We start from the raw sequence: 25,814 nt of genomic DNA on the forward strand, positions 1-25,814 counted from the left end.
GGCCCGCCCATGAACATCCTCTCGATCCAGTCCCACGTGGCCTACGGGCATGTGGGAAATGCCTCCGCCGTCTTCCCGCTCCAGCGGCTGGGCGTGGAGGTGTGGCCGATCCACACGGTGCAGTTCTCCAACCACACCGGCTACGGCTCCTGGCGCGGCCAGGTGTTCGACGCGGCGGTGATCGGCGATCTGGTGGACGGCATCGCCGAGCGCGGCCAGCTCGCCCGCTGCGACGGCGTGCTGTCCGGCTACATGGGCTCGGCCGACATCGGCGCGGCCATCCTCGGCGCGGTGGCCAAGGTGCGCGCCGCCAATCCCCGCGCGGACTATTGTTGCGACCCGGTGATCGGCGACGTGGGGCGCGGCGTGTTCGTGCGCCCCGGCATCCCGGAGTTCATGCGCGAGCAGGCGGTGCCCGCCGCCGACGTCATCACCCCCAACCAGTTCGAGCTGGAACTGCTGTCCGGCCGCCCCACCGGGACGCGGGCGGAGGCGACGCTCGCCTGCGACGTGCTGCACGCCACCGGCCCCAAGGTGATCCTGGTGACCAGCCTCGCCACCCAGGAGACCCCCGAGCAGTCGCTGGACCTGATGGCCTCGGGGCCGGACGGGCGCTACCTCGTGCGCACCCCGCGCCTCGACGTCAGCCTCAACGGCGCCGGCGACGCCATAGCGGCGCTGTTCTTCTTCCATTGGAAGCGCTCCGGCAGCACGGCGCTGGCGCTGGGGGCGGCGGCGTCCTCCATCTACGGCCTGCTGTCGCGCACGCATCTGGCCGGCGCGCGCGAATTGTTGTTGGTGGCGGCGCAGGATGAGTTCGTCCGGCCCAGTCACGTCTTCACGGCGGAGGCCATTTAAGGCCAAGATCACGCACTCGCCGCCGCCTGCAACCGCCGGACACCCGCTTATGCCCCGCCGCTACGTGATCCTCGACGTCTTCACCGAGCGCCCGCTGGGCGGCAATCCCCTGGCCGTGGTGCTGGATTCGCAGGGGCTGGACGAGGCGGCGATGCACCACATCACCCGCGAGTTCAACCTCTCGGAGACCGTGTTCGTGCTGCCGCCGCGCGATCCGGCCAACCAGGCCCGGCTGCGCATCTTCACCACCGCCCACGAGCTGCCGTTCGCCGGCCACCCCACCGTGGGGGCGGCGGTGGCCCTGGCGCTGGAGGGCAAGCGGGACTCGGGCACGCTGCTGATCGAGGAGACCGTCGGCATCCTGCGCTGCGAGGTGTCCACCCAGGGCGCCGGCTCGCGCAAGGGCGCGGCCACCTTCATCGTGCCGCGCCAGAGCGTGCTGGAGGAGGCGGAGGTCTCGCGCCGGGAATGCGCCGACGCGCTGTCGCTGAGCCTGGAGGACATCGGCTTCGACGCCCACCGCCCGGTGGTGGCGTCTGCCGGTGTGCCGTTCCTGTTCGTGCCGCTGGCCAACCTCACCGCGCTCGCCCGCGCCCGGCCGGACGAGAGCGCCTTCATCCGCAGCCTCGGCGCCTTCGGCGAGGCGATGTATCTCTACACGCTGGACGAGGAAGGCGACGCCGACTTCCGCGCCCGCATGTTCTCCCCCGGCATCGGCTCGGAGGAGGATCCGGCTACCGGCGCCGCCGCCGCCGCCTTCCCGGCGGTGCTGATGGACGCGGAGGCGCGGGTGGACGCCAAGCACCGGGTGCGCATCGACCAGGGCTTCGAGATGGGCCGGCCGAGCCGCATCAACCTCGGCTTCACGGTGAAGGACGGCAAGGTCACCCAGGCCACCATCGGCGGCGCGGCGGTGGTGATCGCCGAGGGCGTGCTGCACGTTTGAGCCGGCGCGGTGCCGGGGAGCCGGGCAGGGGCGGACGCGCCGCTGTGTCCGGTCATGCCCATGCCTTTGCGGCAGGCCATTTTTTCGCAGGTGCGAACACTGTTTTTCGCGCCGGCCCATCTTGGACTTGGCGGGCCCCGGCCTATGTGAGGGTCACATCCCCACCAGCCGGCGCGCGGGTGGACGCTTTGGCGCGTGTCTGTTGGCGCCTGTTCGTCGCATCCCGTCCGCCGCGCCCGCCGCTCCCGAAAGGCCTGTCCATGACTGAACGCACGGCGTCCCTGTTCGATCCGTACCGCCTCGGCGACCTCACCCTGCCCAACCGCATCGTCATGGCGCCGCTGACGCGCAACCGCGCGGCGCCGGGCAATGTCGCCTCCGCCCTGACGGCGGAATATTACGCCCAGCGCGCCAGCGCCGGCCTGCTGATCTCGGAAGCCAGCCAGATCATGCCGGAAGGCCAGGGCTACCAGGACACGCCCGGCATCCATTCGCCCGAGCAGATCGCCGGCTGGAAGGCCGTCACCGACGCGGTGCATGCCGCCGGCGGGCGCATCTTCCTCCAGGCCTGGCACGTGGGCCGCATCTCCCACACCTCGCTCCAGCCCGGCGGCAAGGCCCCCGTCGCCCCCTCCGCCATCCGCGCCAACACCAAGACGTTCGTGAACAACAGCTTCACCGACGTGTCCGAGCCGCGCGCGCTGGAGCTGTCCGAGCTGCCCGGCATCGTCGCCGCCTATCGCCAGGCCGCCGCCAACACCATCGCGGCCGGCTTCGACGGCATCGAGGTGCATGCGGCCAATGGCTACCTGCTGGACCAGTTCCTGCGCGACGGCGCCAACAAGCGCACCGACGCCTATGGCGGCTCCATCGAGAACCGCGCCCGGCTGCTGCTGGAGGTGATGGCGGCGGTGATCGACGAGGTGGGCGCCAAGCGCGTCGGCCTCCGCATCTCCCCCGTCACCCCGGCCAACGACCTCACCGACAGCAACCCGCAGGCGCTGTTCAACTATGTGGTGGAGAAACTGGACGCGCTGAAGCCGGTCTATATCCACGTCATCGAAGGCGCCACCGGCGGCCCGCGCGACGTGGCGCCGGACTTCGACTTCGACGCCCTGCGCCGGCGCTTCTCCGGCACCTGGATGACCAACAACGGCTATGACCGGGCGCTGGCCGACCAGGTGCTCGCCGCCGGCAAGGCCGACCTCGTCGCCTTCGGCCGGCCGTTCATCGCCAATCCGGACCTGGTGGAGCGCCTGCGCCGCAACGCGCCGCTCAACGAACTGGACCGCGACACGCTCTATGGCGGCGGCGCCAAGGGCTATACCGACTATCCCAAGCTCGGCACCGCCGCGTGAGCGTGGCGGACCCGGCGGAAGCCGCGTCCGTCCATCCGGTCTCCCGGCTCGACCTTCGGGTCGAGCCGGGGATCTGGACGGAGGCGGAGGCGCACCGCCCCGCCATCGACGCCCATTTCGCCCGGCGGCAGGCGGCGACGCCGCAGATCTTCAACGGCCGCGTGCTGGTCATGCGCCATCTGGCGCTTGACGGCGAGGTGCTCTCCGGCCGCTTCATCGAGGTGGATTTCGCCAGCTTCCTGTGGTGGCGCGACCATGGCTGGTCGCCGGATTTCAACGTCTACAACGCCTTCGGGGCGGCGGCCCTGGAGGGCGCGGACGGCGGCTTCCTGCTGGGTGTCATGGCGCCCTGGACCGCCGCCGCCGGGCGCATCTACTTTCCCTGCGGCACGCCCGACCTCTCCGACGTGACGCCGGACGGCGCGGTGGATTTCGAGGCCAGCGTGCGGCGCGAGCTGACCGAGGAGACCGGCCTCACCATGGCCGACATGGCGCACGATGCCGGCTGGACGCTGGTGCGCGACGGCCGCCGGGTGGCGGTGCTGCGCCGGCTGGTGACGCGGGACGCCACCGAGCAGGTGGCGGCGCGGGTGCGCGGCACGCTGGCCGGCCAGGCCGATCCGGAACTGATCGACATCCATGTGGTGCGCGGCGCTGCCGACATCGGCCCGGACGTGATGCCGTTCGCCGCCACCTACATGCACCACCTCTGGGCGGCGCGGGCGGGGTAGGGCCGGGCCAAGGATCACCATTGGGCCGGCGGCGCGGGCGCACTACCATGACGTGCCGGGACAGCCGGCCACAGCAAGAAGGAGCAAGTGTCATGGCCACATGGGCGGTCTGGGTGGGGAGCGTGCGCAAGGGCTCCTACAATGCGGCGGTGGCGCGGGCGCTGCCGGAACTGGCGCCGGAGGGCATGAGCTTCGACGTGCTGCCGTCCGTCGCCGGGTTCCCGATCTATGACGCGGACCTCCAGGAGCAGGGCTTCCCGGCCGTGGTGGAGGACACCGCCGCCCGCATCGCCAAGGCCGACGGGCTGATCATCGTGACGCCGGAATACAATTACTCCGTGCCCGGCGGGCTGAAGAACGCCATCGACTGGGTGTCGCGCTTCCCTTCCAAGCCGATGGCGCAGAAGGCGGTGCTGATCCAGTCCGCCTCCATGGGCGTGTTCGGCGGCGCGCGGGCGCAGTACCACCTGCGCCAGATCCTGGTGTTCCTGGACGCCCGCGTGTTCAACGTGCCGGAGGTGATGGTCGGCCGGGCCCAGACCCTGGTGACCGACGGCACCCTCACCGACGAGGCGACCCGCGGCTTCATCGCCGGCCAGCTGAAGGCCTTCGCGGCGTTTACGGAGAGCTTCAAGAGCTGAGGTCAAGCTCTTGGAAACAGGTCGTTAACCACGTTATCCTCAGGCCGTTTCTGAGGGCCGTCCGCGGCCCTCAGAAACGGGTGGCCCGGGCCGCTCAGCGGCCCTCAGCTTGAGCAAGCCGGCCGCTCAGCCGCCCGCGTACTCGGCCCAGGACAGCGGGGTCTCGAATACCCGCACGGTGGCGAGGAGGGGCAGCAGCGGCTTGGTGCGCTGCCAGATCCACAGCGCGATATGCTCGGCCGTGGGGTTCTCCAGCCCCTCGATCTCGTTCAGGCAATAATGGTCGAGCCGCTTCAGCACCGGGCCGAACGCCGCCTCCACATCGAAGAAATCGACGACGAAGCCGGTATGGGGATCCACCGCCCCTTCCAGCACCAGCTCCACCCGGTAGGAGTGGCCGTGCATGCGGAAGCAGCGGTGCGTCTGCGGCACGTTGGGCAGGCGGTGGGCGGCTTCGAAGGTGAAGGCCTGGACGATCTTCATGGGCGCATGCTCTATGGAATGCCAATGATCTTATGGGTTTGCAGGCTCAGGCGCCATTGCGGATGGGCCAGGCAATAGGCCACCGCCGCCCGTGTATTCTCGCCCCGCGCCGGACCATCCATGGGTTGCAGGAAGAAGTGGGCGAAGCTGAGACCGGCCACCGCTTCCGGCGGCAGGGCGGGCTGGGGATAGACCAGCTTCAGCTCGCTGCCGCGCGTCTGCACCAAAGCCGCATCCGCCTTCGGGCTGACGCAGATCCAGTCGATCCCCTCCGGCGTCGGCAGGGTGCCGTTGGTCTCGATGGCGATCTCGAAGCCCTCGGCGTGGACCGCCGCGATCAGCTCTGAATCCAGTTGCAGCAAGGGTTCTCCGCCGGTGAACACCACATAGGGCCGCCCGCCCGCGCTCCTGTCGCCCCAGGTGGCGGCGATCGCCCCCGCCAGCTCTCCGGCGGTTGCGAAGCGCCCGCCGCCCTCGCCGTCCATGCCGATGAAATCGGTGTCGCAGAAGCGGCAGACGGCGTCCGCCCGGTCAGCCTCGCGGCCCGACCACAGGTTGCATCCGGCGAAGCGGCAGAACACCGCCGCCCGTCCCGCCTGGGCGCCTTCGCCCTGGAGGGTCTTGAACATCTCTTTCACCGCGTAAGACATGGCCAAGGCTCTAGCGGCGGGCGGGCGCCCCGGCAAGGGATGCCGATGCGGCCGGCCATGCGACACGCATTCCCCGGACTTTCCCATTTGCGACACCGTGTGGCATCGGCCGGGGCCGGCCCCCGCAACCCTTGCATTCACGCAATGCCGGATTGCCGTGGCGCCATCACTCCTGTCTTCCATGCAAGGTGAGGGCGGCTTACCTGTCTGTTCATCGCAGCCGGGACGCTCCCATGGGGATATCGCCCGGCCGATGGCGCGCCATGGATCTGCGCATGACCCCTCATGCCACACACCATGCGACACGCCATCTGAACCGCCCCGAGGACTGACACATGGCGACCCTTGATCTCGACCTCACCCTGACCGGCCTGCACCATTTGACCGCCGTATCCGCCGATGCGTCGTACAATCACAAGTTCTACACCGACACGCTGGGCATGCGGCTGGTGAAGAAGACGGTGAACCAGGACGACACCTCCGCCTACCACCTGTTCTATGCGGACGGGGAGGGCAATCCCGGCACCGACATCACCTTCTTCGACTGGCCGGTGGGCCGCGAGCGGCGCGGCAACCACACCGTTTCGCGCACCGGCCTCAGGGTGCGCGATGAGGCCGCGCTCGCCTACTGGCAGGAGCGGCTCGCCGCCCTCGGCGTCGGTCACGGCGAGATCGCCCTGCGCGACGGCCGCCCGACGCTCGACCTGGAGGACAGGGAAGGCCAGCGCCTCAGCCTCGTGGCCGATGGCGGGCAGGGCCCCGGCGTGCCCTGGGCGCGGAGCCCGGTGCCGGCGGAACACCAGATCCGCGGCCTCGGCCCCATCACCATGAGCGTGCCGGACCTGAAGCCCACCGACGCGGTGCTGACCCTGCTGCTGAAGATGCGCCAGGTGCGCAGCTTCACCGGCGCCGACGGCCTCACCACTTATGTCTATGAGATGGGCGCGGGCGGGCCGGCGGCCGAGTTGCACGTGCGGGTCGACCCCAAGGCCGGCCCGGCGCGGCCGGGCGCGGGCGGGGTGCATCACGTGGCCTTCCGCGTGCCCACCTTCGCCGATTACGAGGCCTGGGACGCGCGGCTGAGGGAACTGGGCGTGCCGTCCTCCGGGCCGGTGGACCGCTTCTATTTCCGCAGCCTGTATTTCCGCGAGCCGGGCGGCGTGCTGTTCGAGCTGGCCACCGACGCGCCGGGCTTTGCCGCCGACGAGCCGCAGGCGAGCCTGGGCGAGCGCCTGTCGCTGCCGCCCTTCCTGGAGGGCCGCCGCGGCGAAATCGAGGCCGGGCTGAAGCCGCTCTGAGGCTGCCGCCCGCCGCTCTGCTCCGTTCCGCCGGGTCCGCCCGGCGGGGCTTCTATGGCTGGAGATGCGCGCGCAGGAAGGCCGTGACGCTGCTGAGCACCAGTTCAGGATGTTCGCGGTGGGGCACGTGCCCGCAGCCGGGCAGGATGTCCAGCGCCACCGGGCCGGCCACGCCCGCCGCGATGCGCCGGGGCTGGGCGGGCGAGGCGTATTCGTCGTCCGCCCCATGCAGCACCAGCACCGGGCAGCTGATGCGCGGCAAGGCGTCGTCCAGCGTCCAGCCGTCGAAGCCTGGCGCCAGCCAGCTGTCCACCCAGGCGGAGAGCACAAACGCCGCCTTCTCGCCGTGGTAGCGCGCCAGCTTGTCCATCTGGCCGGGTTGGGCGAAGGCGGCCTTGGCGGCGCGGATGCCGTCGCGCGTCACCTCCTCCACGAACGATTGCGCCGCCAGGGTGATAAGCGCCCGGCACGCCTGCGGATGGGCAGCGGCGACGCCCACCGCCATGCCCCCGCCCACGCTGTGGCCGAAGGCGATGAAGTCCTCGATGCCCAGGGCCTGACGCAGCGCCGCGAACCCGTCTCCCGCCTCGCGGGCGATGAAGTCCGGCGGGAAGGCGCCGGGATAGGGATCGGAGCGGCCGAAGCCGAGCCGGTCATAAGCGACCACCGGCCGGCCGGTGGCGGCGGCCAGCTGCGCCGGGAACTCCCGCCACACCTCCACGCTGCCGAGGGATTCGTGCAGCAGCACGATGGGCGTGCGCGCGAACCCCGCGCCGGGCGCCGCGCCCCACACTTTCGCGAACAGCCGCCCGCCGGGCGACGGCACGACGGCCGTGAAGGCCTCGGGGGCGGGGGACGGGGCAAGCGGACGCATGGGCGGGGCATCTCACGGCGCCGGCCGGAGTGGCCGGTCCGCCCGGCATATCCCGGCGGGACACGCGCCGACAAGTGCGCGGGCGGCGGCACGGCGGTAGCGGTGCCGCTACGGCAGGCGGCGGGATGGCGCAGCGGAACCGGCTTTCGCGCCCGCGCGGGCCGGCATGACCACACCTTCTCCATGTTTTGCGCCCCACATTGCGGCCTTCGCCGAGAGGGAGCCGACGATGGCCGGTCGCTCAATTGCCACGCTCGCGCTGGCCCTGCTGGTCCTCTGCGGACCCGCCGGCGCGGCCACGACCAGCGGCCCCCCGCCCGCCGCCCCGGCGGGCGAGGCTGCCGCGCGGGAGACGCACGACGTTGCCTTCGTCGATGCCCTCACCTGGGGCGTCACGCCCTCGGCCATGGCGGCGTTTCGCGCGCTCGGCCGCGCGGCGTGGCTGAAGGAGCAGTTGCACCCAGTCCCTACGCTGCCCGAGGCGGCGCAACGGCAGATCGACGCGCTCGCCATCAGCCACACCTCCGCCTTCGACCGCGCCGTCGCCTTCCGGGCGCGCGAGCTGGCCATGCAGCCGGTGGCCGACCCGGATGAGAAGGCCGCGCTCCAGAAGGCGTTCCAGGCGGACATGAGCGATGCCGCCCGGCAGGCGGCCGCCGCCAGCATCCTCAGGGCGCTCTACGGGCCGGACCAATTGCGCGGGCGGATGACGTGGTTCTGGCTCAACCATTTCAGCGTCCACCAGGGGAAGGGCAACCTGCGCCTGCTGGTGGGCGACTATGAGGACGCCGCCATCCGCCCCCCTGCGCTCGGCCGCTTCCGCGACCTGCTGGAGGCGACGCTCCGACACCCGGCGATGCTGCGCTATCTCGACAATGCGGACAATGCCGCCAGCCGCATCAACGAGAATTACGCCCGCGAGATCATGGAGTTGCACACGCTCGGCGTCGGCTCCGGCTACAGCCAGGCGGACGTGGAGGCGCTGGCGCGCATCCTCACCGGGGTCGGCATTTCCACCCAGGGCGAGGCGCCGAGGCTCAAGCCGGAGTGGCAGCCGCTGCTGGTGCGCGACGGCCTGTTCGAGTTCAACCCGGCGCGGCACGATTTCTCCGACAAGGTGTTCCTCGGCCACGCCATCAAGGGCCGGGGCTTCGCCGAGGTGGAGGAGGCGCTGGACATCCTCAGCCACGCGCCGGCCACCGCGCGCCACGTCTCGCGCCGGATCGCCACCTATTTCGTGGCGGATGATCCGCCGGAGGCGCTGGTGGCGCGCATGGCCGCGACCTTCCAGGCCAGCGACGGCGACATCGCCGCCGTGCTCGACACCATGATCCGCGCGCCGGAGTTCGAGGGCGCGCTCGGCACCCGCTTCAAGGACCCGGTGCGCTATGTCTATTCCGCCGTGCGCCTCGCCTATGATGACAAGGTGATCACCAACACCCTGCCGGTGCAGAACTGGCTCAACCGGCTGGGCGAGGGGCTCTACGGCCACCAGACGCCGGACGGCTATCCGCTCGCCTCCGCCGCCTGGACCGCCTCCGGCCAGATGACCACGCGCTTCGAGATCGCCCGGCAGATCGGCGGCAATTCCGCCGGCCTGTTCAAGCCGGCGGACGGGGAGGGCGCGGAGCGGCCGGCCTTCCCGCTGCTCCAGAACAGCCTCTATTTCTCCAGCCTCCGGCTGCGGCTCTCCGCGCCGACGCGGCTGGCGCTGGAGGAAGCCACCTCGCCGCAGGACTGGAACACCCTGTTCCTGTCCTCGCCCGAATTCATGCGCTGAGCCGCACCGAGGGAGACGCGGATGGGCATCGATCGGCGGGCATTCATCACCGCTCTGGCGGCGGCGGCGTCCAGCACGGCGTCCATGACCGTGGCCGGGCGGGTGTGGGCTGCGCCCAAGGCGGACGCGGCGCTGCTGGTCGTGTTCCTGCGCGGGGCCTATGACGCGGCCAATGTGGTCATCCCCACCGGCAGCAGCTTCTATTACGAGAGCCGGTCGACGCTGGCCATCGCCAGGCCCGATCCCCTGGTGGCGACGTCCGCCGTGCGGCTCGACGCCGACTACGGCCTGCACCCGGCGCTGAAGGACACCATCTACCCGCTGTTCCAGCGCGGGCAGGCGGCCTTCGTGCCGTTCGCCGGCACAGACGACCTGACGCGCAGCCATTTCGAGACCCAGGACACCATCGAGCTGGGCCAGGAGGCCGCCGGCACGCGCGACTACCGCTCCGGCTTCATGGCGCGCCTCGCGCGCGAGCTGACGCGGGTGCGGCCCATCGCCTTCACCGAGCAATTGCCGCTGACCTTCCAGGGCGGTGATCCGGTGCCCAATATCGCCATCGCCAGCGTCGGCAAGCCGGGCATCGACGCGCGGCAGGCGCGGCTCATCGCCTCCATGTATGCCGGCGGGCCGCTGGCCGGGGCGGTGGAGGAAGGTTTCCGGGTGCGCGACCGGGTCTATCAGGACGTGAGCGAGCACATGATGGAGGCGAGCCGGGGCGCGGCCTCGCCCAAGGGCTTCGAACTCTCCGCCCGGCGCATCGGCCGGCTGATGCGCGAGCAGTTCAACCTCGGCTTCGTCGATGTGGGCGGCTGGGACACCCACGTCAACCAGGGCGCGGCGGGCGGCTATCTGGCCGACCGGCTGAGCGAATTGGGGCGCGGCATCGCCGGCTTCGTCGAGGAGATCGGCCCGAAGTGGAACGACACGGTGGTGGTGGTGCTGTCCGAGTTCGGCCGCACCTTCCGCGAGAACGGCAACAAGGGCACCGACCACGGCCACGGCAGCGTCTATTGGGTGCTGGGCGGCAATGTGCACGGCGGGCGCATCGCCGGCCCGCAGGTGGCGGTGGACCAGGCGCATCTGTTCCAGAACCGCGACTATCCGGTGCTGACCGACTATCGCGCCCTGCTGGGCGGGCTGTTCCAGAGGCTCTACGGCCTCACGCCGGAGAGCCTGGAGCGTGTCTTCGCCGGCGCCCGCCCGCAGGACCTGGCGCTGGTGTGAGCGCCGCCCGTATGGGCGAGGGGGAAGGGCCGTGCTCCCTCCCCCTTGCTGATCAGGCGGCCAGCACGTGCACGCTGAACAGGCCGGCGGCGTCGGTCCACAGGCGCCCGGGCGTCCAGCCGGCGGCGGCGGCGAGATCACGGAAGCCGTCCGGGGTATATTTGTAGCTGGATTCCGTGTGCAGGCTCTCGCCCGCCGCGAACGGGAAGGCCCGGCCGGCGAGATGCACGGCCTGGGCGCGGCGGCTCACCAGATGCATCTCGATGCGGCGGGCCGGGGCGTTGAACACCGCGCGGTGGGTGAAGGCGGCAAGGTCGAAGTCGGTGGCGAGCTCGCGGTTGGCGCGGGCCAGCAGATTGAGGTTGAAGCGGGCGGTGACGCCGGCCGCGTCATTATAGGCGGCATCCAGCAGGCGCGGGTCCTTGACCAGATCCACCCCGACGATGAAGCGCGATCCCGCGCCGAGCGTTCGCCGGGCGTGGGCGAGGAAGGCGCGGGCGGCGTCCGGGTCGAAATTGCCGATGGTCGAGCCGGGGAAGAAGCCAACCAGCGGGCGGCCGCGCACCGCCTCCGGCAAAGCGAACGGCTGGGTGAAGTCCGCCGCCACCGGCAGCACGGCGAGGCCCGGCGCCTCGGCCCTGAGCGCGGCCGCGGCCTGGGTGAGGAAATCGCCGGAGATGTCCACCGGCACATAAGCGGCAAGGCCCGGCATGGCGTCCAGCAGCAGGCGCACCTTGGCGCTCGACCCGCTGCCGAACTCCACCAGCGCCGCCCCCTCCGGCACCAAAGCGCCGATCTCGGCGGCATGGGCGCGCAGGATCTCCATCTCCGCCCGCGTGGGATAATATTCCTTCTGGCGGGTGATCTCCTCGAACAAAGCCGAGCCGGCGGCATCGTAGAAATATTTCGGCGCCAGGCGCTTGGGGCGGGCGGCGAGGCCGGCGGCGAGGTCGGCGGCGAACGGGGACTGCGCCGGGGGGAGGGGGGCGCGGCGGGCGGTGTCGGGCATGCGGGGGCTCCCGGTTGTCAGGCGGTCTCGTCGGCGAGGCGCAGGCCGGTGAACTGCCAGCGCTGGTGGGGGTGGAAGAAGTTGCGGTAGGTGAGGCGGGCATGGCCGTCGGGCGTCGCCAGCGCCGCGCCGCGCAGCACCATCTGGTTGACCATGAACTTGCCGTTGTATTCGCCCAGCGCGCCGGGCTCGGCGCGGTAGCCGGGATAGGCGGCATAGGCGCTGCGGGTCCATTGCCAGACCACGCCGAAGGCGTCGTCCAGCAGGCCCTGGTGGGCCGCCACCTCGAACGCCTGCTCGGTGGGCAGGGCGCGGCCGGCGAAGCGGGCGAAGGCGTCGGCCTCGTAATAGCTGACGTGGCAGACCGGCGCCTGCGGGTCCACCGGCTTCAGCCCGGCGAGCCCGAAGGCGTGCCAGCCGCCGTCCTGCCCACGCCCGCCTTGCCCACGTCCATCCTGCCCGCGTCCATCTTGCCAGCGCCAGTAGAGCGGCGCCTCCCAGCCGCCTGCCTCAACGGCAGCCCAGCCTTCGGAAAGCCATAGAAGCGGGTCCTGATAGCCGCCGGCCTCCATGAAGGCCATCCAGTCGGCATTGGTCACCAGCGCCGGGGCGATGCGGGTGGCGGGCAGGAGCACGCGATGGGCGGGGCCTTCATTGTCATAGGCGAACCCCGCGCCCGCGTGGCCGATGCGGTGGAGGCCCTCGGGCATGGCGCGCATCTCGCCCATGCCGCTGGCGCGGCGGGTGCCGGGCATGGTCCAGTCCGGGTCGTAGGCCGGCAGCAGCGGGTTCTGCGCCAAGGCGTGCAGGATGTCGGTGAGCATCAGTTCCTGGTGCTGCTGCTCGTGGTTGAGGCCGATGGCGACCACCGGGGCGAGGGCGGCGAACAGCGCCGCGTCCGCCTCCGCGATCAGCCGCCGCATGGCGGCGTCCACATGAGCGCGATAATCGCCCACCTCCGCGACGCTGGGGCGGGTGATGAGCCCGCGCTTCGGCCGCTCGTGCCGGGGGCCGGCGGCGACGTAATAGGAATTGAACAGGAAGCCGAAGCGCGGGTCGAACGGCACGTAGCCGGGGGCATATTCGGCCAGCACGAACTGCTCGAAGAACCAGGTGGTGTGGGCGCGGTGCCATTTCACCGGGCTGGCGTCGGGCATGGACTGGATCACCTGCTCCTCCGCCGACAGCGGGGCGGCGCGGCGCTCGGTCTCCGCGCGCACGGCGGCGAAGGCGGCGCCCAGCGCCGCGCGCGGCGCGGCGTGCGGCGGCTCCGGGGATGCGTCGGACGGGGGGATGTGGGGCGCCAGATGGGGGGGCATGTGGCTCGTCATGTGCCTGTTCATGTGCCTCTCCATTGGGCAGGCGGCGCGGTGCGCGCGGGGCGCGGCGGCGGCCGCAGGCCGTGTCCGCGGGTCGCCGGCAGGGGGCCGGCGGGATTGGGGGAACGGACGCGGGGACCAACGCGTTACGCTGACGCTTGTTCCTTAGGCGTATTCCTCGGGGCGCATTCCTTCGGGCGCATTCCTTGGGGCCCATCCTCGGGCCCGGTCCTTCGGCCCATCCCTGGGGCCATTTTTTGTGCACAATCGCTGCCGCGTGTCGGAGGTTTGGGCTGGCAGCGCGCCCACGCCCTTCTAATATAACGGACGAATCACGAAAGGCGCGCCATGAAATCGGTGCCCAATTCCCGCGCCATGCGCCGGATGCAATATGCGGCCCTTCCCTATCGCCAGCGGCAGGACGGCGAAGTGCAGATCCGCCTCATCACCTCCCGCGAGACGCGCCGCTGGGTGATCCCGAAGGGCTGGCCGATGAAGGGCCTGACCCCGGCCAAGGCGGCCGCGCGCGAGGCCTATGAGGAAGCCGGCCTGCTGGGCAGCATCTCCAGCGAGCCGCTGGGTCTTTATGCCTATGACAAGCGCCTCGCGCTCCAGACGGTGCCGTGTGACGTCATGGTGTTTCCGCTGAAGGTGAAGCGCTACCTGAAGAAATGGCCCGAGCGCTCGGAGCGCTTCGGCTTCTGGTTCTCCATCGAGAGCGCGGCGGCGGCGGTGCATGAGCCCGATCTCGGCCAATTGATCCTCGACTTCGGCGCCATGATGGCCGAGCGCTTCGCCCAGAAGCGCTCCCGCGCGCCCCTGGCACCCAGCCTGGCGCCGAGCCTGGTGCCGGCGGACGGCGAGGGTCTGCCGGGCGAGAATTTGCCGGGCGTGGCGCCGGCGGCGGCCGGGGCGATGGATTTCGACGCCGACGGCCCGCCGGTGAAGGCGGCGAAGCGGCGGCTGAAGATCCCGCCCAAGGGGCCGTCGAAGCGCGCCGACAAATATGCGCGCGCCGACGGGGCGGCCGAGCCGCCGGACGGCGCGAAGGCGGCCAAGGGCAAGGCCGCCCCTGGCAAGGTCGCCACTGGCAAGGCCGCCGCCCCGAAGGTCGCCAAGGCAAAGGCGGCCAACCCGGAGTTGGTCAAGCCGGAGTTGGCCGAGCCGGAACGGGCCGAGGGGGAGACCGACGCCCTGCCGGCGGCCGGACCGGAGACGGCCGGCGAGGTGGCCGCGAAAGCGAAGGCCGCCAAGGCCAAGGCTGCCAAGCCCAAAGTGAGCAAGCCCGAGGAGACCAAGGCCAAGGGCAAGCCCGAGACGGCGAAGGCCAAGGCGGCGAAGGCGAAAGCCAAGACGGCCAAGCCCAAGGCGCCCAAGGGCAAGGCGCAGCGGGCCGTTCCGCTGGAGGCTGACGAGGATGCCCAGGGCGGCTGGAGCGCGGAAGACACGCGCCACCTGCCCCAGGGCCTGCCGTTCCCCCCCACGCGCCATTAGAGCGTCTTCGAGCGAAGGGGTGTCCCATTCGCGTGAAGAAAATGCGATAAAACAAACAGATAGAGAATTTCACCGCTTCAGGGAAACGGGGAAACGCCCTGGCACGGCGACGCCGTCCCCGGTCCCGCGCCTGGGAGCGCTGGCGGGCGCGGCCCCACAGACACGTTCCTCCAGGCCTTCCGGCCCGGCTTTCCGCGGCGGCGGGCCCCCGTTTCGGCAAGCCCGGTCCTTCGGCGCCGCCGCGGCGCGGCCGGACCACGCCGGCGGAGCGGCTACCCGCGCGGCGAGCTGGTCACCGGCGGCGGGCGGCCTGCGCCAGGGGGGTGCTCAGCCGCCGTAAGGAAGGTTCAGGAGCGAGGCGCTCACGTCGCTGGACACGCTGCTGCTGGTGGTGTCGAACAACTGCAGATCGGGGTTCGAACCGGAGACGCTGCCGCCGTCGAAAAGGGCGAGGATCGGATCGGAACTGCTGTTCTGGGTCGCGTCCCACACCGCGGTGAAGCGGTTCAGCAACTGATCGACCTTGGTGGGGTCCTGCAGGTCGGCCACGTTGAATTTCGCGTCCACCTCGGCCTTCTGGGTGGCGATGTCCATGCTGCCCATGCTGGCGGGGAAGCCGTAGACGGTCTGGACGACCTGCCAGATCGCCGCATCGCCAAGGACTTGGTAGGTGCTTGTGATGTTGGCGGCATTTTCCTTGAAATAGAGCGCCAGCTGAACGCCCTGGTCATCCTGGCCGACGCTGGTCTGCAGCGATTGCTGCACGTAATTGTTGACCACCTCCTGCGTGGTCGCGGGCGTATAGCTGGAACTCGATGCGTTCGGGTTGAGGTTGCTGAACGCCTTGGCGAAGGTGGCGAACTTGGTGTCCGCCAACTGGTTGGCGAAGCTGGAGGTGCTGGACAGATCGCTGTTCAGCACCTCCTTCATATAGGCCTTGGCATAGGCCATGTCCGAGAGGCCGTAGGCCGTCATGGCATAGTTGAACAATTGGTAGTTGTTGACGAAGTCGTCGACCGTTTTCACGCTGCCGATATTGGCCTCGTAATAGGCCGTGGCACGGGAGACCTCCGGCGTGGCGGCTTCCTGTTGCAGCGCTGCGGCGCTGTTCTTCGTGTAGTAATTGTAGGTCGCGAATGTCGACCCCAGATAAATGGACATGCCCATCTCCCGCGCGGACCGATGACGGCTTCGGACTGTTTCCATGAAATGTCGCATGAATCTGAGCTTGGAGTGGAGCGTAAATACGCCAAATCCGGCATGTATATATATATTGAATGAGAGACGTTAGGTAACTTAAATGTCCTTCAAGGCTAAGACAAAATAACACGAAGATGTGAGGCGCGTCTAAATTACGCTACGACATATTCCCCTTCGGAAGGAAAATTTATCGTATTATCAATAGGTGTCACGGATCGATGAATGTCTACATTACGAACATGTAATGTTCCCGTTAGATTGGTCACCATTGGTAAGGCTATGTGCTGTCCGGCAAAAGGAGGAGAGCAAGCCTGGAGAAAGCTCTGCTCCCAAGTCTCCAGCCGACGCGTCAAGCGCCCGCGGTATGCAGAGCGAATATTACGATGCGTCATGTATCTGCCAATGCTCCGGACGCACATCACAAGGTAAATGCGCATGTCGCTCACGGCCATCGGTTCGAGCTCCAACGCGTCCATACAGGAAATGCTCAAGCAACGGCGGGAGGCACAGAAGGCGCTTGAGGCGGATGTTCAGTCCGGCAACGTCTCCGCGGCCCAGCAGAGCCTGAGCGCGCTGACGCAGGCCTCCACGGGGGCATCGGGCGGTTCCTCCGGCTTCCAGGCCGCTGGAAATCCCTACAAGAGCCTCATGTCGTCCGATCTGGCGGGCGTGCTCACCGCGGTTCAGGCCGGCGACATCACCACGGCCCAGACGGCGCTTTCGAAGCTCAAGACGGATCGCCAAAGCGCGACGTCGGGGGCGCAGGCGGTCTCCTTCAATGATGGCGGACAGACCGAGAGCCCGTTCGTGTCGGCTCTCAACAACCTTCTGACCTCGGCGCTGTCGAACGACACCGCCGGCGTCCAGAGCGCCGCGAGCGCGCTGCAAGGCGTGCTCCAGTCGTCGTCCACCGCCGCGTCCTCGACGACGCAGGCGGCCACGTCGGGCGCGGGGAGTTCGGGCACGGGGACGCAGGATGGCTTTCTGAATGACCTCCAGGCGCTGATCAGCGCCACGCAGTCGGGCGACACCGCCGGTGCGCAGACCGCGGCGCAGAGCCTCGCACAGGACATCAAGTCGGCGCTGGATGGCGGCGGCGCCCATGTGGGCGGGCACCACCACCATGGCGGCGCCGGCGGCGCCACGAGCGCGGCGTCCAGCGCGCAGGACCCGGATGGCGACGGCGATGCCGGCGGCACCAGCACCGCCGCGTCCGCCACCAGATCCACCGGAACGACGGTGGGGCAGGCTGCCGGCAGCGATGCTGACGGGCAGGACGGCACGCTGGAGGCACGCCAGGCCTATGACCTGCTGATGCGCTTCTCGCAGGCCGACACCACCGCCGCGGGCCGCACGAGCACCGGCGGCTGAGCGCGGCGCAGATGAGCGGGCGGCCGATGCCGCCCGATATCCATATGGCCGCCGGCGTCCGCTCGGGGGCGCCGGCCGCGCAGGCCTTGGGCCTGCAACTGTTGGGATTTTATCCGTCGGAGCCGATCACCGCCCGGCGCGGCGGCGATCCCGCCGCCATCCTGTCCGTCGCAGTCCGGTCCATCGGCAGTCCGGTCCATCGCATTCCCGTCCGCTGACATGCGGCGGCGTCAGGATGTTCAGGCGCCGGCGGCGTGGGTCTGGCAGTTGGTGGGGCAGACCCGGGCGCAGGCGCCGCAGCCGATGCAGGCGCCGGTGTCGGCCATCACCATGATCTTCTTTTCCACCTCGTCGTCATCGTCATCGTCCAGATCGACGAAGGTGCCCTCGTCGGTGAGGCCCTTCAGGGTCATCACCTCGCGGCCGCAGACCTTGTAGCAGCGGCCGCAGCCGATGCATTTCTTCTCGTCGATGGCGACGAGATATTCCGGCTCCCAGGCGCGGCCGTCGCGGGTGGCTTGTGACATCTGCTGCCTTTCCGGCGCGGCGGGCGGCCGCGCCTGTGGTGGATCGAAGCCGGTGGCCGGGGCCGCGGGCGAGGGGGCTTTCCGCGCCCGGCGGCGTTGCCGCCGTCCGGCGCCGGCCGGGCGAAGAGATGCGCCCCTCCCGCCCCGCGCGGCGGGCTCCCTCTCCCGCTTGCGGGGGAGGGCTGGGGTGGGGGCCGCGCGGCAGCGCGGAACCGTGCGCGCCGGGCGCCCCCGGATGCTTAGGGCGGAGCACCGCCGGCCTGCGGCCGTCGCCCCCACCCAACCCTCCCCCGCAAGCGGGAGAGGACTTTTGGCGCGCAGGGGGCTGCCGCGCACCCGCTCAATAGCGGGCGACGGGCTCGAACTTCTCGATCATCTCGATGCCGGCCTGCACCTGCTTGGCGCCCTCCTCGGCCAGCTTGGCGAGGCTGTCGAAGCCGAAGCGGTGCACGTCGCGCAGCTGCTTGTTCACCACGATCAGCCGGCCGCCGATGAGCACCATGCGGCCGAAGCCCTCGTGGCTCATCTTCATCATCGGCGAGATCATCACGCCGGTGGCCTTCTCGATGGAGAGGCAGATGGCGTTGTAATAGAGCTCCAGCCGCCAGAGGGTCTCCGGGTCGGGATCGCCGACGATGGGCAGCGCGCGGCGCTTCTCCTTGTCGAGGATGTAGGGCTCGATCAGGTCGAGGTCCTTCTTGCTTTCCCAGGCGCCGTGGCTGTCCTGGGCGCGCCAGACCTTGATCAATTCCTTGATGAAGGGCGCCTCGGCGGGGTTGGCTTCCAGTTCAAGTGTCTCGGCCATGGTCGTCCTCACTCATCGAATTCGAAGGTTCGTTCCTGCCCCTTGGCCAGCGCCTTGCGCAGCCAGGGCGGGGGCGCGCCCTTCAGCACGTCTTCCAGCTTGCCGAGCAGATCGGAAATCTCCTCGGGCTGGTTGACCTTCATGGGGTGGATGTTGTTGGCCACCACCCGCGCCGCGCCCGAGCCGCCGATGGCGGCCACATAGAGGATGGCGCAATCCTTGATCGCGTCGATCTTCGGCCCGAGCTTGTCCTCGTTGCCGTCCTCCTTCAGGTCGCCGTCGAACTGGATGGCTTCCACGAAGTGGTGCCCTTCCGGGCTGATCTCATAGATGGCGATGTTCTTGGCCCAGCCGAAATGGGCATCCACGCGCTTCAGGTCCTGGGTGGCGAAGGCGATCTTCATGGCAAGCGTCCTTCCGGTGGGGCCGATCAGTGGACGGCGGCGGCGTGCCCGCCGTCGGTCCGCCAGGTGTCGGGCGTGGCGTCGTGATTGTCCTCGTGGTCGGCGATCAGCAGGTTGGCGATGGTGAAGATGGTGTCGCGCGTGCCGCGATAGCCCACCTGGAGCTGGTGCCCGGCGCCGAGGCGGTCGAACATGGGCATGCCCGCCCGGTAGAACGGGATGGCGAGCCGCTCCGCCGCCTGCCGGCCATGCGAGTGCGTCACCAGCAGGTCGCAGTCCTTCTCCCTGGCGAGGCGCTCCAGATCCTCCAGGTCGCCGATCAGCACGTCGCCGGTCTCCACCCGCGCCAGCACTGGCGAATGGGTGGTGGTGACGGCGGCCATCACATGCGCGCCCATCTCGTGCAGCATGGAGGACAGGTCGAACAGCAGGTCCGGCTCGGCGCCGATGGCCAGCTTGCGGCCGCCGATGTGGAAATGGGCGTCCAGCATGGCGTCCACCAGCTGGCCGCGCTGGCGGCGGTATTTCAGCGGCACCGGGCGGCCGGAGATGGTGCTGAGGAACATCAGGAATTCGTCATTGGCGTCCAGCCCGCACAGCCGCTCGAACAGGCGGAAGGGCACGCCGGCCTTCTTCTCCATGGCCTCGGCGGCGCGGCGCATCTGCGCGCCGATGGCGATGGTCCAGGCCGCCTGGCCCATGGTCGCCACCTCGTCGACGCCGATGCCGCCGATGGTGGTGGGGGTGAATTCGTCCGGGATGTGCCCGTCCAGCGAGCCGGCCAGATCCGGCAGGAAGGAGGGCTCCAGGCCGAAATCCTCGATGATGGTGCGCAATTCGTCGAGATCGCCGGGGGTGAGGTGGCAGCCGGGCAGCACGTTGACGCGGGCGGCGTCGCGGCGCTCGGGATTGCGCGGCGCCTCCACCAGCACCTCGACGAGGCGCGCCACGGTCTTCTCCCAGCCGTCCTGGAAGGCGTCCTTGAAGTCCGGGGTGGAGACATAGACCATGGGCAGGTCCGCCACCTCCGGATGGGTCTCGCGGATCAGCTTGATGTAGCCCTCCACGTCGTCGCCCTTGGTCTCGGTGACGCCGGTGGAGCAGATGCCGATGATCTCCGGCTTGGTGCGCTTGTGGATGTTGAGCACCGCCTGCTCCACATTCTCATAGCCGCCGAGCACGGTGGCCACCTCGCTCATGGCGGTGGTCTGCATCGGGATGGCCTCCTTGAAGTGCCGCACGAACAGCACGAGGCCGAACGAGGTGCAGCCCTGCGAGCCGTGCAGCAGAGGCATGGCGCCGTGCAGCCCCATGAAGGCGAGCGCGCCGCCGATCGGCTGGCTCATCTTCAGCGGGTTGACCGCGCAGGATTTCTTGCCCGTGGTGACGGTGGCCATGGGGCTACTCCGCGGCCTGGAGGGCGGGGATGGGGGCAGGCTCGGCGGCGGCGCTGGCGAGGATCTCCTCCACCCGCACCGCGCAGGCGCCGCAGCCGCCGGAGGCATCGGTGGCGAGGCGCACGCCTTCCACCGTGGTCAGGCCCTGCGCGGCGATGGCGTCCTCGATGGCGCCGAGGCTGACGCTCTTGCAGTGGCAGATCTTCTTGGCCCGCCGGGCGGCCTCCGCCGCCACCGGATCGGCGGCGAGCGCGGCGGCCTCCGCATCCATCTGGGCCATGGCCCGGTCTTGCCAGCTCTCGCCGGCGCGGTCCCAGGGGGCGGGCTTGCGCACCTGCTCCCACATGGGATTGTAGAGCGCCTTGTCGATCTCCTCGACCAGCTTCACCATGCCCACATAGCCCATATAGGCGTGGTGGCGCTCCTGGTTGATGTCGAGCCAGGGCATGGACGCCTTGAGCGCGATGAATTGCGAGCGGCCGCCCGAGAGCATGATGTCGGCCTTCGCGTCCTTCAGCATCTTGTACATTTCGCGCGGCGTCATGTCCTCGATCATGTGGGCGTCCTGGCCCATCAATTCCTTGATGCGCTCCTTGTCCTCCTTGGTGGACTTCTTGACCGAGGTGCCGACCAGCTCCAGCCCCGCCTCCTGGAGCGCGGCCACCACCGACCAGGACTTCACGCCGCCGGTGATCAGCAGCACCTTCTTGCCCTTGAAGCGCGGCTTGTACTTGGCGATCGCCGCCCAGGCCTTGGCCTCCTCGCGGGCGATCACGGCTTCGGTGCGGTCCATCAGCTCGGCCGGGGCGCCGCGCTCGATGAGCAGGCGCGCAATCTCGCGCAGGGAATCGCTGGAATCCTCGATGCCGTAGAACGAGCCCTCGAAGAAGGGGATGCCGTAGCGCTCCTCCATCTTGCGGGCGACGTTGATCATGGCCTTGGAGCACACCATCATCGCCGCCTTGGCGCGGTGGGAAGAGGCCACGTCCTTGTAGCGCCCGTCCCCCGAGATGGAGGCGAAGATGCGGATGCCCAATTCGTCCAGCAGCGGCTTCACCTGCCACAGCTCGCCGGCGAGGTTGTATTCGCCGATGATGTTGAGGTCATAAGGCGTGGTGTACTCCGGCTCCTCGGTGCCGATCACATGCTCCAGCAGGGCCTCGCCCGCGAGCTTGTTGCCGAGATTCTTCGGGCCGACGAAGCCGGGCGAATTGACCGGGATCACCGGCTTGCCGAACTTCTCCTTGGCCGCCTTGCACACCGCGTTGATGTCGTCGCCGGTCATGGCGGGCACGCAGGTCTGGTAGACGAAGACCGCCGGCGGGTCGTATTTCTCGATGATCTCGCGGATCGCCTTGAACAGGCGCTTCTCGCCGCCGAACACCACGTCGGTCTCGTTGATGTCGGTGGTGAACCCGGTGCGCCACAGATTGGAGCCGGAGGAGCGGGCGCCGCGATTGTCCCAGCTGTTGCCTTCGCAGGCGATCGGCCCGTGCACCAGATGGGCGACATCGGTGAGCGGCTGCAAAGCGATCTTGGCGCCGTCGAAGGCGCAGCCGCCGGCGGCGCCGCCGGGCTGGAGCTGCTTGGTGCAGCCCTTCTTGCGCTCGGCCTCGGACTTGTTGGCGTTCTTGCCGCAGCCGGGCTCGTTGAACACATCCTGGATGGTGGCCGAGAGCGAAGTCATGGGGCAGTCCCTTCCGTGGATCGTTGGGCGGAACGGTGGGCGCCGGCGGGCGTCACGCCAGAGGAAACGGACGTGGCGCGCACGGCGGAGCCGAACGCGCCGAGCCCGCCGCGTCCCCCGGGGGAGGAACGCGGCGGGGGGAAGGCTTCAGCGGATGATGTCGAAGCTGTAGTCGGTCTTGGACGGGACGTTGGTGTTGGCGTCGATCTCGTCGAAGATCTTGTCCAGGATGGTGATGAGGACGTTCATGCCGCCCTGATAACCCCACACCGGACGGCGGTGGTGGTGGTGACGGTCGAAGATCGGGAAGCCGATGCGGATCAGCGGGGTGCCGGTGTCGCGGTCCAGATACTTGCCGTAGGTGTTGCCGATCAGGAAGTCCACCGGCTCGGTGAACAGCAGCGAGCGCATGTGCCACAGGTCCTTGCCGGGATAGGCATGGCAATTGGCGCCGAACGGCGAGCTGTCGAACAGCTGCTGCATCTTGGCCGCCCAGTCCTTGTTGCCATTGGTGGCCAGCACGTGGGTCGGTTCCGCGCCGAGCTCCAGCAGGAAGGCGGCAAGGCCCATGCAGAGGTCCGGGTCGCCGTAGATGGCGAACTTCTTGCCGTGGATGTGGGCGCTCGAATCGGCGATGGCGTCCACCAGGCGGCCGCGTTCCTTGGCCAGCTCCTCGGGGATCTCCTTGCCGGTAATGCGGGCCACTTCCATCAGGAACTTGTCGGTGCCGGCCACCCCGATGGGATGGTTGAAGGCGACCGTCTCCTGGCCGTGGTTGGCGATGAAGGGCAGGGTCTTCTCGGTGCAGAATTCCTGCATGGAGAAGGTGGCCTTGGCGTGCACGGCGTTGGCCGCGGCCTCCAGCGTGGTGCCGCCGTCATACATGCGGAACTCGCCGTCGGTGGGGGTGTCCCACACGTCGGAATTGTCGCCGAGGATGGTGTATTCCACGCCCATCAGGTCGAAGATGCGCTTGATCTCGCGCAGGTTGCCGACGGTGTAGCCGTCGAAGCCGCCGAGGAAGTTGATGCTCTCGTTCGGCACGCGCTCCAGCGCCGGCACGGTGCGGGCCTTGCCGTCCCAGAAATGCTCCAGCACGCCCTTCATGGCGTTGTCGTAGCCGGTGATGTGGCTGCCGACGAAGGCCGGGGTGTGGGCGAAGGGCACGTCGAATTCCTCGGGCACCGAGCCCTTTTCCTTCGACGTCTTGATGAAGGCGTTGAGGTCGTCGCCGATCACTTCCGCCATGCAGGTGGTGGAGACGGCGATCATCTTCGGCTTGTACATGGCGTAGGTGTTCGCCAGGCCGTCGATCATGTTGTTGAGGCCGCCGAACACCGCCGCGTCTTCCGTCATGGACGAGGACACGCAGGAGGTGGGCTCCTTGAAGTGGCGGGAGAAGTGCGAGCGATAATACGCCACGCAGCCCTGCGAGCCGTGCACGAAGGGAATGGTGCCCTCGAAGCCGACCGCCACGAACACCGCGCCGAGCGGCTGGCAGGCCTTGGCCGGGTTCACGGTCAGCGCCTCGCGGGCGAAGTTCAGCTCGCGATATTCAGGCGTCTTGGCCCATTCCCGAACGCGCTCCACTTCGGCCGGATCGCGGGGGTTTTCGAACATCTTCTTCTTGTTCGCCAGCATCTGCTGGTATTCCGGGCCGCGGAATAGCTCGAAGTGATCGAGCACGTGTTCGGCATTCTGTGTCATCGTGGCTGTCCTTCCGGATGTCTGAACGGATCGCGCCTCCCGGCCCCCGCGCGCGGCGGGGGCCGGGCCGGCGGTGCGCTTATTCGGCGGCCAGAAGGGTGGGCTTGGGCGCAGCCTTCCAGGGCGCCTTCGCCATCTTCCAGACCGGGGAGTTGATGGCCATGTCCATGTCGCGCGCGAAGATCGCGAAACCGTCATAGCCGTGGTAGGGGCCGGAATAGTCCCAGGAATGCATCTGGCGGAACGGCACGCCCATCTTCTGGAAGACGTACTTTTCCTTGATGCCCGAGCCGACCAGGTCCGGCTGGACCTTCTCGACGAACTTCTCGAACTCGTAGCCGGTCACGTCGTCATAGATCAGCGTGCCGTCCTTCACATAGTGCTGGGCGGTGCGCTGGTAGTCGTCGTTATGGCCGAACTCGTAGCCGGTGCCGACCACCTCCATGCCGAGGTCCTCATAGGCGCCGATGACGTGGCGGGGGCGCAGGCCGCCCACGAACAGCATCACCGTCTTGCCTTCGAGGCGCGGCCGGAACTTGGCGATCACCGCGTCCATCAGCGGCTGGTACTTGGCGATGACGCGCTCGGCGCCGTCCTTGATCTTGTCGTCGAAGAAGCTGGCGATCTTGCGCAGCGATTCCGCGATCTTGGAGGGGCCGAAGAAGTTGTACTCGCACCACGGGATGCCGTACTTCTCTTCCATGTGCCGCGAGATGTAGTTCATCGAGCGGTAGCAGTGCAGCACGTTGAGCTTGGCCTTCGGGGTGGCCTCCAGCTCCGCCAGCGAGCCGTCGCCGGACCACTGGGCGATCACGCGCAGGCCCATCTCCTCCAGCAGGATGCGCGAGGACCAGGCATCGCCGCCGATGTTGTAGTCGCCGATGATGGCGACGTCATAGTCGGTCGGCTCGAAGCGCGGGGGCGCGTTCGGGTCGAGCTTGTCGAAGATCCAGTCGCGCACCGCGTCGTTGGCGATGTGGTGGCCCAGCGACTGGGACACGCCGCGGAAGCCCTCGCAGCGCACCGGCACGATGGTCTTGCCGTCATACTCCTTCGACTTCGACTTCGACACCGCCTCGATGTCGTCGCCGATGAGGCCGATGGGGCATTCGGACTGGACAGTGATGCCGTTGTTGAGCGGGAAGAGTTCCTGGATCTCGTCCATGATCTTGGCGAGCTTCTTGTCGCCGCCGAAGACGATGTCCTTCTCCTGGAAGTCGGAGGTGAACTGCATCGTCACGAAGGTGTCGATGCCGGTGGTGCCGATATAGTAGTTGCGGCGGGCGGCCCAGCTGTACTGGCCGCAGCCGACCGGGCCGTGGCTGATGTGGATCATGTCCTTGATCGGACCCCACACCACGCCCTTGGAACCGGCGTAGGCGCAGCCGCGGATCGTCATCACGCCGGGCACGGACTTGAGGTTGGACTTCACGCCGCAATCGGACTTGCCGGCCTCATGGACATTGAGGTGCTTGGCGCGACGCTTGGCGGTCTTCTCCGGATAGACCTGGAGGACCTCGGCGATCAGTTCCTTGTTGCGAGCCTTGATTTCCTCAATGCTCTGCGTCTGTGACACGCTCATGGCTTTATCCTCGTTTATTCCGTTTCCTTCTTGACGTCCGGCCCCTCCCCGGGAAGGGAGGGGCCAGCCGCCCTCCTTGGATCAGGCCGACATTGCGGCGAGGTCGGCTGCGCTCTTGCCGACCTGGCTCTCGTCGACGGCCTTCATGATGCCGTGCTCCATGAGCATGTCCTCGAGCTCGTCCATGGTGATGGGGGTCGGGATGATGCCCTTGCCGCCATTGCCGTGAACGCGCTGGGCGAGCGTGCGGTAGTGCTGGGCCTGGACGCTGTCCGGGGCGTATTCCAGCACGGTCATGCGGCGCAGCTCGGCGTGCTGGACGATGTTGTCGCGCGGCACGAAATAGATCAGCTGGGTGCCGAGCTTCTTGGCGAGAGCCTCGGCCAGTTCCAGTTCCTTGTCGGTCTGGCGCTCGTTGCAGACCAGCCCGCCCAGGCGCACGCCGCCGGAATTGGCGTATTTGAGA

At 68.8% G+C, this 25,814-nt stretch carries 25 protein-coding genes; 11 read left to right on the plus strand and 14 right to left on the minus strand.

Annotated elements, in window-relative coordinates; genetic code table 11:
- Positions 1 to 9 precede the first annotated feature (9 nt).
- The 5 genes from pdxY to YU1_RS0112420 all read left to right on the plus strand — a co-directional run bounded on the left by pdxY (position 10) and on the right by YU1_RS0112420 (position 4,534).
- Positions 10 to 858, plus strand: coding sequence for a pyridoxal kinase PdxY (pdxY, locus tag YU1_RS0112400; protein WP_029004348.1), 849 nt, complete (start codon positions 10 to 12; stop codon positions 856 to 858).
- A gap of 49 nt (positions 859 to 907) precedes the next feature.
- Positions 908 to 1,804: a PhzF family phenazine biosynthesis protein gene (locus tag YU1_RS0112405; RefSeq protein WP_029004349.1), complete on the plus strand. Its 897-nt coding sequence runs from the start codon at positions 908 to 910 to the stop codon at positions 1,802 to 1,804.
- A 260-nt stretch (positions 1,805 to 2,064) separates the two neighbouring features.
- Positions 2,065 to 3,162, plus strand: a complete 1,098-nt coding sequence (locus tag YU1_RS0112410; protein ID WP_029004350.1) for an alkene reductase — start codon at positions 2,065 to 2,067, stop codon at positions 3,160 to 3,162.
- A complete protein-coding gene (locus tag YU1_RS0112415) occupies positions 3,159 to 3,893 on the plus strand; it encodes a hypothetical protein (RefSeq protein WP_029004351.1) in 735 nt (244 codons plus the stop codon). The genes YU1_RS0112410 and YU1_RS0112415 overlap by 4 nt, the downstream gene beginning before the upstream one ends.
- A gap of 92 nt (positions 3,894 to 3,985) precedes the next feature.
- Complete coding sequence (locus tag YU1_RS0112420) at positions 3,986 to 4,534, plus strand: NADPH-dependent FMN reductase (RefSeq protein WP_029004352.1); 549 nt, start codon at positions 3,986 to 3,988, stop codon at positions 4,532 to 4,534.
- A 126-nt stretch (positions 4,535 to 4,660) separates the two neighbouring features.
- On the opposite strand, the gene queD is transcribed toward YU1_RS0112420, so the two are convergent.
- Entirely contained in the window at positions 4,661 to 5,017 is a 357-nt protein-coding gene (gene queD, locus YU1_RS0112425) for a 6-carboxytetrahydropterin synthase QueD (protein WP_029004353.1), read from the minus strand.
- An 11-nt stretch (positions 5,018 to 5,028) separates the two neighbouring features.
- Positions 5,029 to 5,667, minus strand: coding sequence for a 7-carboxy-7-deazaguanine synthase (queE, locus tag YU1_RS0112430; protein WP_029004354.1), 639 nt, complete (start codon positions 5,665 to 5,667; stop codon positions 5,029 to 5,031).
- A gap of 335 nt (positions 5,668 to 6,002) precedes the next feature.
- Here queE and YU1_RS0112435 point away from each other — a divergent pair, with 335 nt between their 5' ends.
- Positions 6,003 to 6,965 carry a ring-cleaving dioxygenase gene (locus YU1_RS0112435; protein WP_029004355.1) on the plus strand — a complete coding sequence of 321 codons (963 nt, stop codon included), beginning with the start codon at positions 6,003 to 6,005 and terminating at the stop codon, positions 6,963 to 6,965.
- Between the two features lie 52 nt (positions 6,966 to 7,017).
- Here the strand turns inward: YU1_RS0112435 and YU1_RS0112440 are convergent, their stop codons facing one another.
- A complete protein-coding gene (locus YU1_RS0112440) occupies positions 7,018 to 7,839 on the minus strand; it encodes an alpha/beta fold hydrolase (RefSeq protein ID WP_051356798.1) in 822 nt (273 codons plus the stop codon).
- Between the two features lie 229 nt (positions 7,840 to 8,068).
- Between YU1_RS0112440 and YU1_RS0112445 the strand changes: the two genes are divergently transcribed.
- Together YU1_RS0112445 and YU1_RS0112450 are read left to right on the plus strand one after the other, a co-directional pair.
- Positions 8,069 to 9,619, plus strand: coding sequence for a DUF1800 domain-containing protein (locus YU1_RS0112445; RefSeq protein WP_029004357.1), 1,551 nt, complete (start codon positions 8,069 to 8,071; stop codon positions 9,617 to 9,619).
- A 27-nt stretch (positions 9,620 to 9,646) separates the two neighbouring features.
- Entirely contained in the window at positions 9,647 to 10,846 is a 1,200-nt protein-coding gene (locus YU1_RS0112450) for a DUF1501 domain-containing protein (RefSeq protein WP_029004358.1), read from the plus strand.
- Between the two features lie 52 nt (positions 10,847 to 10,898).
- Here the strand turns inward: YU1_RS0112450 and egtD are convergent, their stop codons facing one another.
- The gene (gene egtD, locus YU1_RS0112455) at positions 10,899 to 11,855 is read right to left on the minus strand and encodes an L-histidine N(alpha)-methyltransferase (protein WP_029004359.1); all 957 of its coding nucleotides are present in this window, start codon (positions 11,853 to 11,855) and stop codon (positions 10,899 to 10,901) included.
- 17 nt (positions 11,856 to 11,872) lie between these two features.
- The gene (gene egtB / locus YU1_RS0112460; protein ID WP_156922100.1) at positions 11,873 to 13,198 is read right to left on the minus strand and encodes an ergothioneine biosynthesis protein EgtB; all 1,326 of its coding nucleotides are present in this window, start codon (positions 13,196 to 13,198) and stop codon (positions 11,873 to 11,875) included.
- Positions 13,199 to 13,522: 324 nt separating this feature from the next.
- Here egtB and YU1_RS34835 point away from each other — a divergent pair, with 324 nt between their 5' ends.
- On the plus strand, positions 13,523 to 14,668 hold the full coding sequence (locus tag YU1_RS34835) for an NUDIX hydrolase (protein ID WP_342446992.1): 1,146 nt from the start codon (positions 13,523 to 13,525) through the stop codon (positions 14,666 to 14,668).
- Between the two features lie 327 nt (positions 14,669 to 14,995).
- Here the strand turns inward: YU1_RS34835 and YU1_RS29220 are convergent, their stop codons facing one another.
- Entirely contained in the window at positions 14,996 to 15,829 is an 834-nt protein-coding gene (locus tag YU1_RS29220) for a DUF1217 domain-containing protein (protein WP_198018911.1), read from the minus strand.
- 474 nt (positions 15,830 to 16,303) lie between these two features.
- On the opposite strand from YU1_RS29220, the gene YU1_RS0112475 reads away from it, so the two are divergent.
- Positions 16,304 to 17,239, plus strand: a complete 936-nt coding sequence (locus YU1_RS0112475) for a hypothetical protein (RefSeq protein ID WP_156922102.1) — start codon at positions 16,304 to 16,306, stop codon at positions 17,237 to 17,239.
- A gap of 26 nt (positions 17,240 to 17,265) precedes the next feature.
- Entirely contained in the window at positions 17,266 to 17,457 is a 192-nt protein-coding gene (locus YU1_RS0112480) for a hypothetical protein (protein ID WP_029004362.1), read from the plus strand.
- 21 nt (positions 17,458 to 17,478) lie between these two features.
- Here YU1_RS0112480 and fdxB read toward each other — a convergent pair whose 3' ends face one another.
- From fdxB to YU1_RS0112520, 8 genes are all read right to left on the minus strand, one after another.
- A complete protein-coding gene (gene fdxB, locus YU1_RS0112485; protein WP_029004363.1) occupies positions 17,479 to 17,766 on the minus strand; it encodes a ferredoxin III, nif-specific in 288 nt (95 codons plus the stop codon).
- Between the two features lie 340 nt (positions 17,767 to 18,106).
- Positions 18,107 to 18,571, minus strand: a complete 465-nt coding sequence (locus tag YU1_RS0112490) for a NifX-associated nitrogen fixation protein (protein ID WP_029004364.1) — start codon at positions 18,569 to 18,571, stop codon at positions 18,107 to 18,109.
- Positions 18,572 to 18,579: 8 nt separating this feature from the next.
- Entirely contained in the window at positions 18,580 to 18,975 is a 396-nt protein-coding gene (gene nifX, locus YU1_RS0112495; protein WP_029004365.1) for a nitrogen fixation protein NifX, read from the minus strand.
- Positions 18,976 to 19,001: 26 nt separating this feature from the next.
- Positions 19,002 to 20,372 (minus strand): nitrogenase iron-molybdenum cofactor biosynthesis protein NifN, encoded by a 1,371-nt coding sequence (gene nifN / locus YU1_RS0112500; RefSeq protein WP_029004366.1) that lies wholly within the window; start codon positions 20,370 to 20,372, stop codon positions 19,002 to 19,004.
- Between the two features lie 4 nt (positions 20,373 to 20,376).
- Entirely contained in the window at positions 20,377 to 22,059 is a 1,683-nt protein-coding gene (nifE, locus tag YU1_RS0112505; RefSeq protein ID WP_029004367.1) for a nitrogenase iron-molybdenum cofactor biosynthesis protein NifE, read from the minus strand.
- 147 nt (positions 22,060 to 22,206) lie between these two features.
- Positions 22,207 to 23,766, minus strand: coding sequence for a nitrogenase molybdenum-iron protein subunit beta (nifK, locus tag YU1_RS0112510; RefSeq protein ID WP_029004368.1), 1,560 nt, complete (start codon positions 23,764 to 23,766; stop codon positions 22,207 to 22,209).
- Positions 23,767 to 23,845: 79 nt separating this feature from the next.
- Positions 23,846 to 25,348, minus strand: coding sequence for a nitrogenase molybdenum-iron protein alpha chain (nifD, locus tag YU1_RS0112515; RefSeq protein ID WP_029004369.1), 1,503 nt, complete (start codon positions 25,346 to 25,348; stop codon positions 23,846 to 23,848).
- Between the two features lie 81 nt (positions 25,349 to 25,429).
- Positions 25,430 to 25,814, minus strand: a 385-nt coding sequence (locus YU1_RS0112520; protein WP_029004370.1) for a hypothetical protein, incomplete at its 5' end; no start/stop codon positions are given.

The sequence above is a fragment of the Azorhizobium doebereinerae UFLA1-100 genome (assembly GCF_000473085.1).
Lineage (GTDB): Bacteria > Pseudomonadota > Alphaproteobacteria > Rhizobiales > Xanthobacteraceae > Azorhizobium > Azorhizobium doebereinerae.

What these genes read in the sequence shown, in the direction of transcription:
- YU1_RS0112410 (WP_029004350.1), top strand. Translation starts at nt 2,065, where the DNA reads ATGACTGAACGCACGGCGTCCCTGTTCGATCCGTACCGCCTCGGCGAC.
- YU1_RS34835 (WP_342446992.1), top strand. Translation starts at nt 13,523, where the DNA reads ATGAAATCGGTGCCCAATTCCCGCGCCATGCGCCGGATGCAATATGCG.
- YU1_RS0112440 (WP_051356798.1), bottom strand. Translation starts at nt 7,839, where the DNA reads ATGCGTCCGCTTGCCCCGTCCCCCGCCCCCGAGGCCTTCACGGCCGTC.
- queD (WP_029004353.1), bottom strand. Translation starts at nt 5,017, where the DNA reads ATGAAGATCGTCCAGGCCTTCACCTTCGAAGCCGCCCACCGCCTGCCC.
- fdxB (WP_029004363.1), bottom strand. Translation starts at nt 17,766, where the DNA reads ATGTCACAAGCCACCCGCGACGGCCGCGCCTGGGAGCCGGAATATCTC.
- nifN (WP_029004366.1), bottom strand. Translation starts at nt 20,372, where the DNA reads ATGGCCACCGTCACCACGGGCAAGAAATCCTGCGCGGTCAACCCGCTG.
- pdxY (WP_029004348.1), top strand. Translation starts at nt 10, where the DNA reads ATGAACATCCTCTCGATCCAGTCCCACGTGGCCTACGGGCATGTGGGA.
- YU1_RS0112420 (WP_029004352.1), top strand. Translation starts at nt 3,986, where the DNA reads ATGGCCACATGGGCGGTCTGGGTGGGGAGCGTGCGCAAGGGCTCCTAC.
- egtD (WP_029004359.1), bottom strand. Translation starts at nt 11,855, where the DNA reads ATGCCCGACACCGCCCGCCGCGCCCCCCTCCCCCCGGCGCAGTCCCCG.
- YU1_RS0112405 (WP_029004349.1), top strand. Translation starts at nt 908, where the DNA reads ATGCCCCGCCGCTACGTGATCCTCGACGTCTTCACCGAGCGCCCGCTG.
- YU1_RS0112480 (WP_029004362.1), top strand. Translation starts at nt 17,266, where the DNA reads ATGCCGCCCGATATCCATATGGCCGCCGGCGTCCGCTCGGGGGCGCCG.
- YU1_RS0112475 (WP_156922102.1), top strand. Translation starts at nt 16,304, where the DNA reads ATGTCGCTCACGGCCATCGGTTCGAGCTCCAACGCGTCCATACAGGAA.
- queE (WP_029004354.1), bottom strand. Translation starts at nt 5,667, where the DNA reads ATGTCTTACGCGGTGAAAGAGATGTTCAAGACCCTCCAGGGCGAAGGC.
- YU1_RS0112445 (WP_029004357.1), top strand. Translation starts at nt 8,069, where the DNA reads ATGGCCGGTCGCTCAATTGCCACGCTCGCGCTGGCCCTGCTGGTCCTC.
- nifK (WP_029004368.1), bottom strand. Translation starts at nt 23,766, where the DNA reads ATGACACAGAATGCCGAACACGTGCTCGATCACTTCGAGCTATTCCGC.
- nifE (WP_029004367.1), bottom strand. Translation starts at nt 22,059, where the DNA reads ATGACTTCGCTCTCGGCCACCATCCAGGATGTGTTCAACGAGCCCGGC.
- nifD (WP_029004369.1), bottom strand. Translation starts at nt 25,348, where the DNA reads ATGAGCGTGTCACAGACGCAGAGCATTGAGGAAATCAAGGCTCGCAAC.
- nifX (WP_029004365.1), bottom strand. Translation starts at nt 18,975, where the DNA reads ATGAAGATCGCCTTCGCCACCCAGGACCTGAAGCGCGTGGATGCCCAT.
- YU1_RS0112490 (WP_029004364.1), bottom strand. Translation starts at nt 18,571, where the DNA reads ATGGCCGAGACACTTGAACTGGAAGCCAACCCCGCCGAGGCGCCCTTC.
- YU1_RS29220 (WP_198018911.1), bottom strand. Translation starts at nt 15,829, where the DNA reads ATGTCCATTTATCTGGGGTCGACATTCGCGACCTACAATTACTACACG.
- egtB (WP_156922100.1), bottom strand. Translation starts at nt 13,198, where the DNA reads ATGAACAGGCACATGACGAGCCACATGCCCCCCCATCTGGCGCCCCAC.
- YU1_RS0112435 (WP_029004355.1), top strand. Translation starts at nt 6,003, where the DNA reads ATGGCGACCCTTGATCTCGACCTCACCCTGACCGGCCTGCACCATTTG.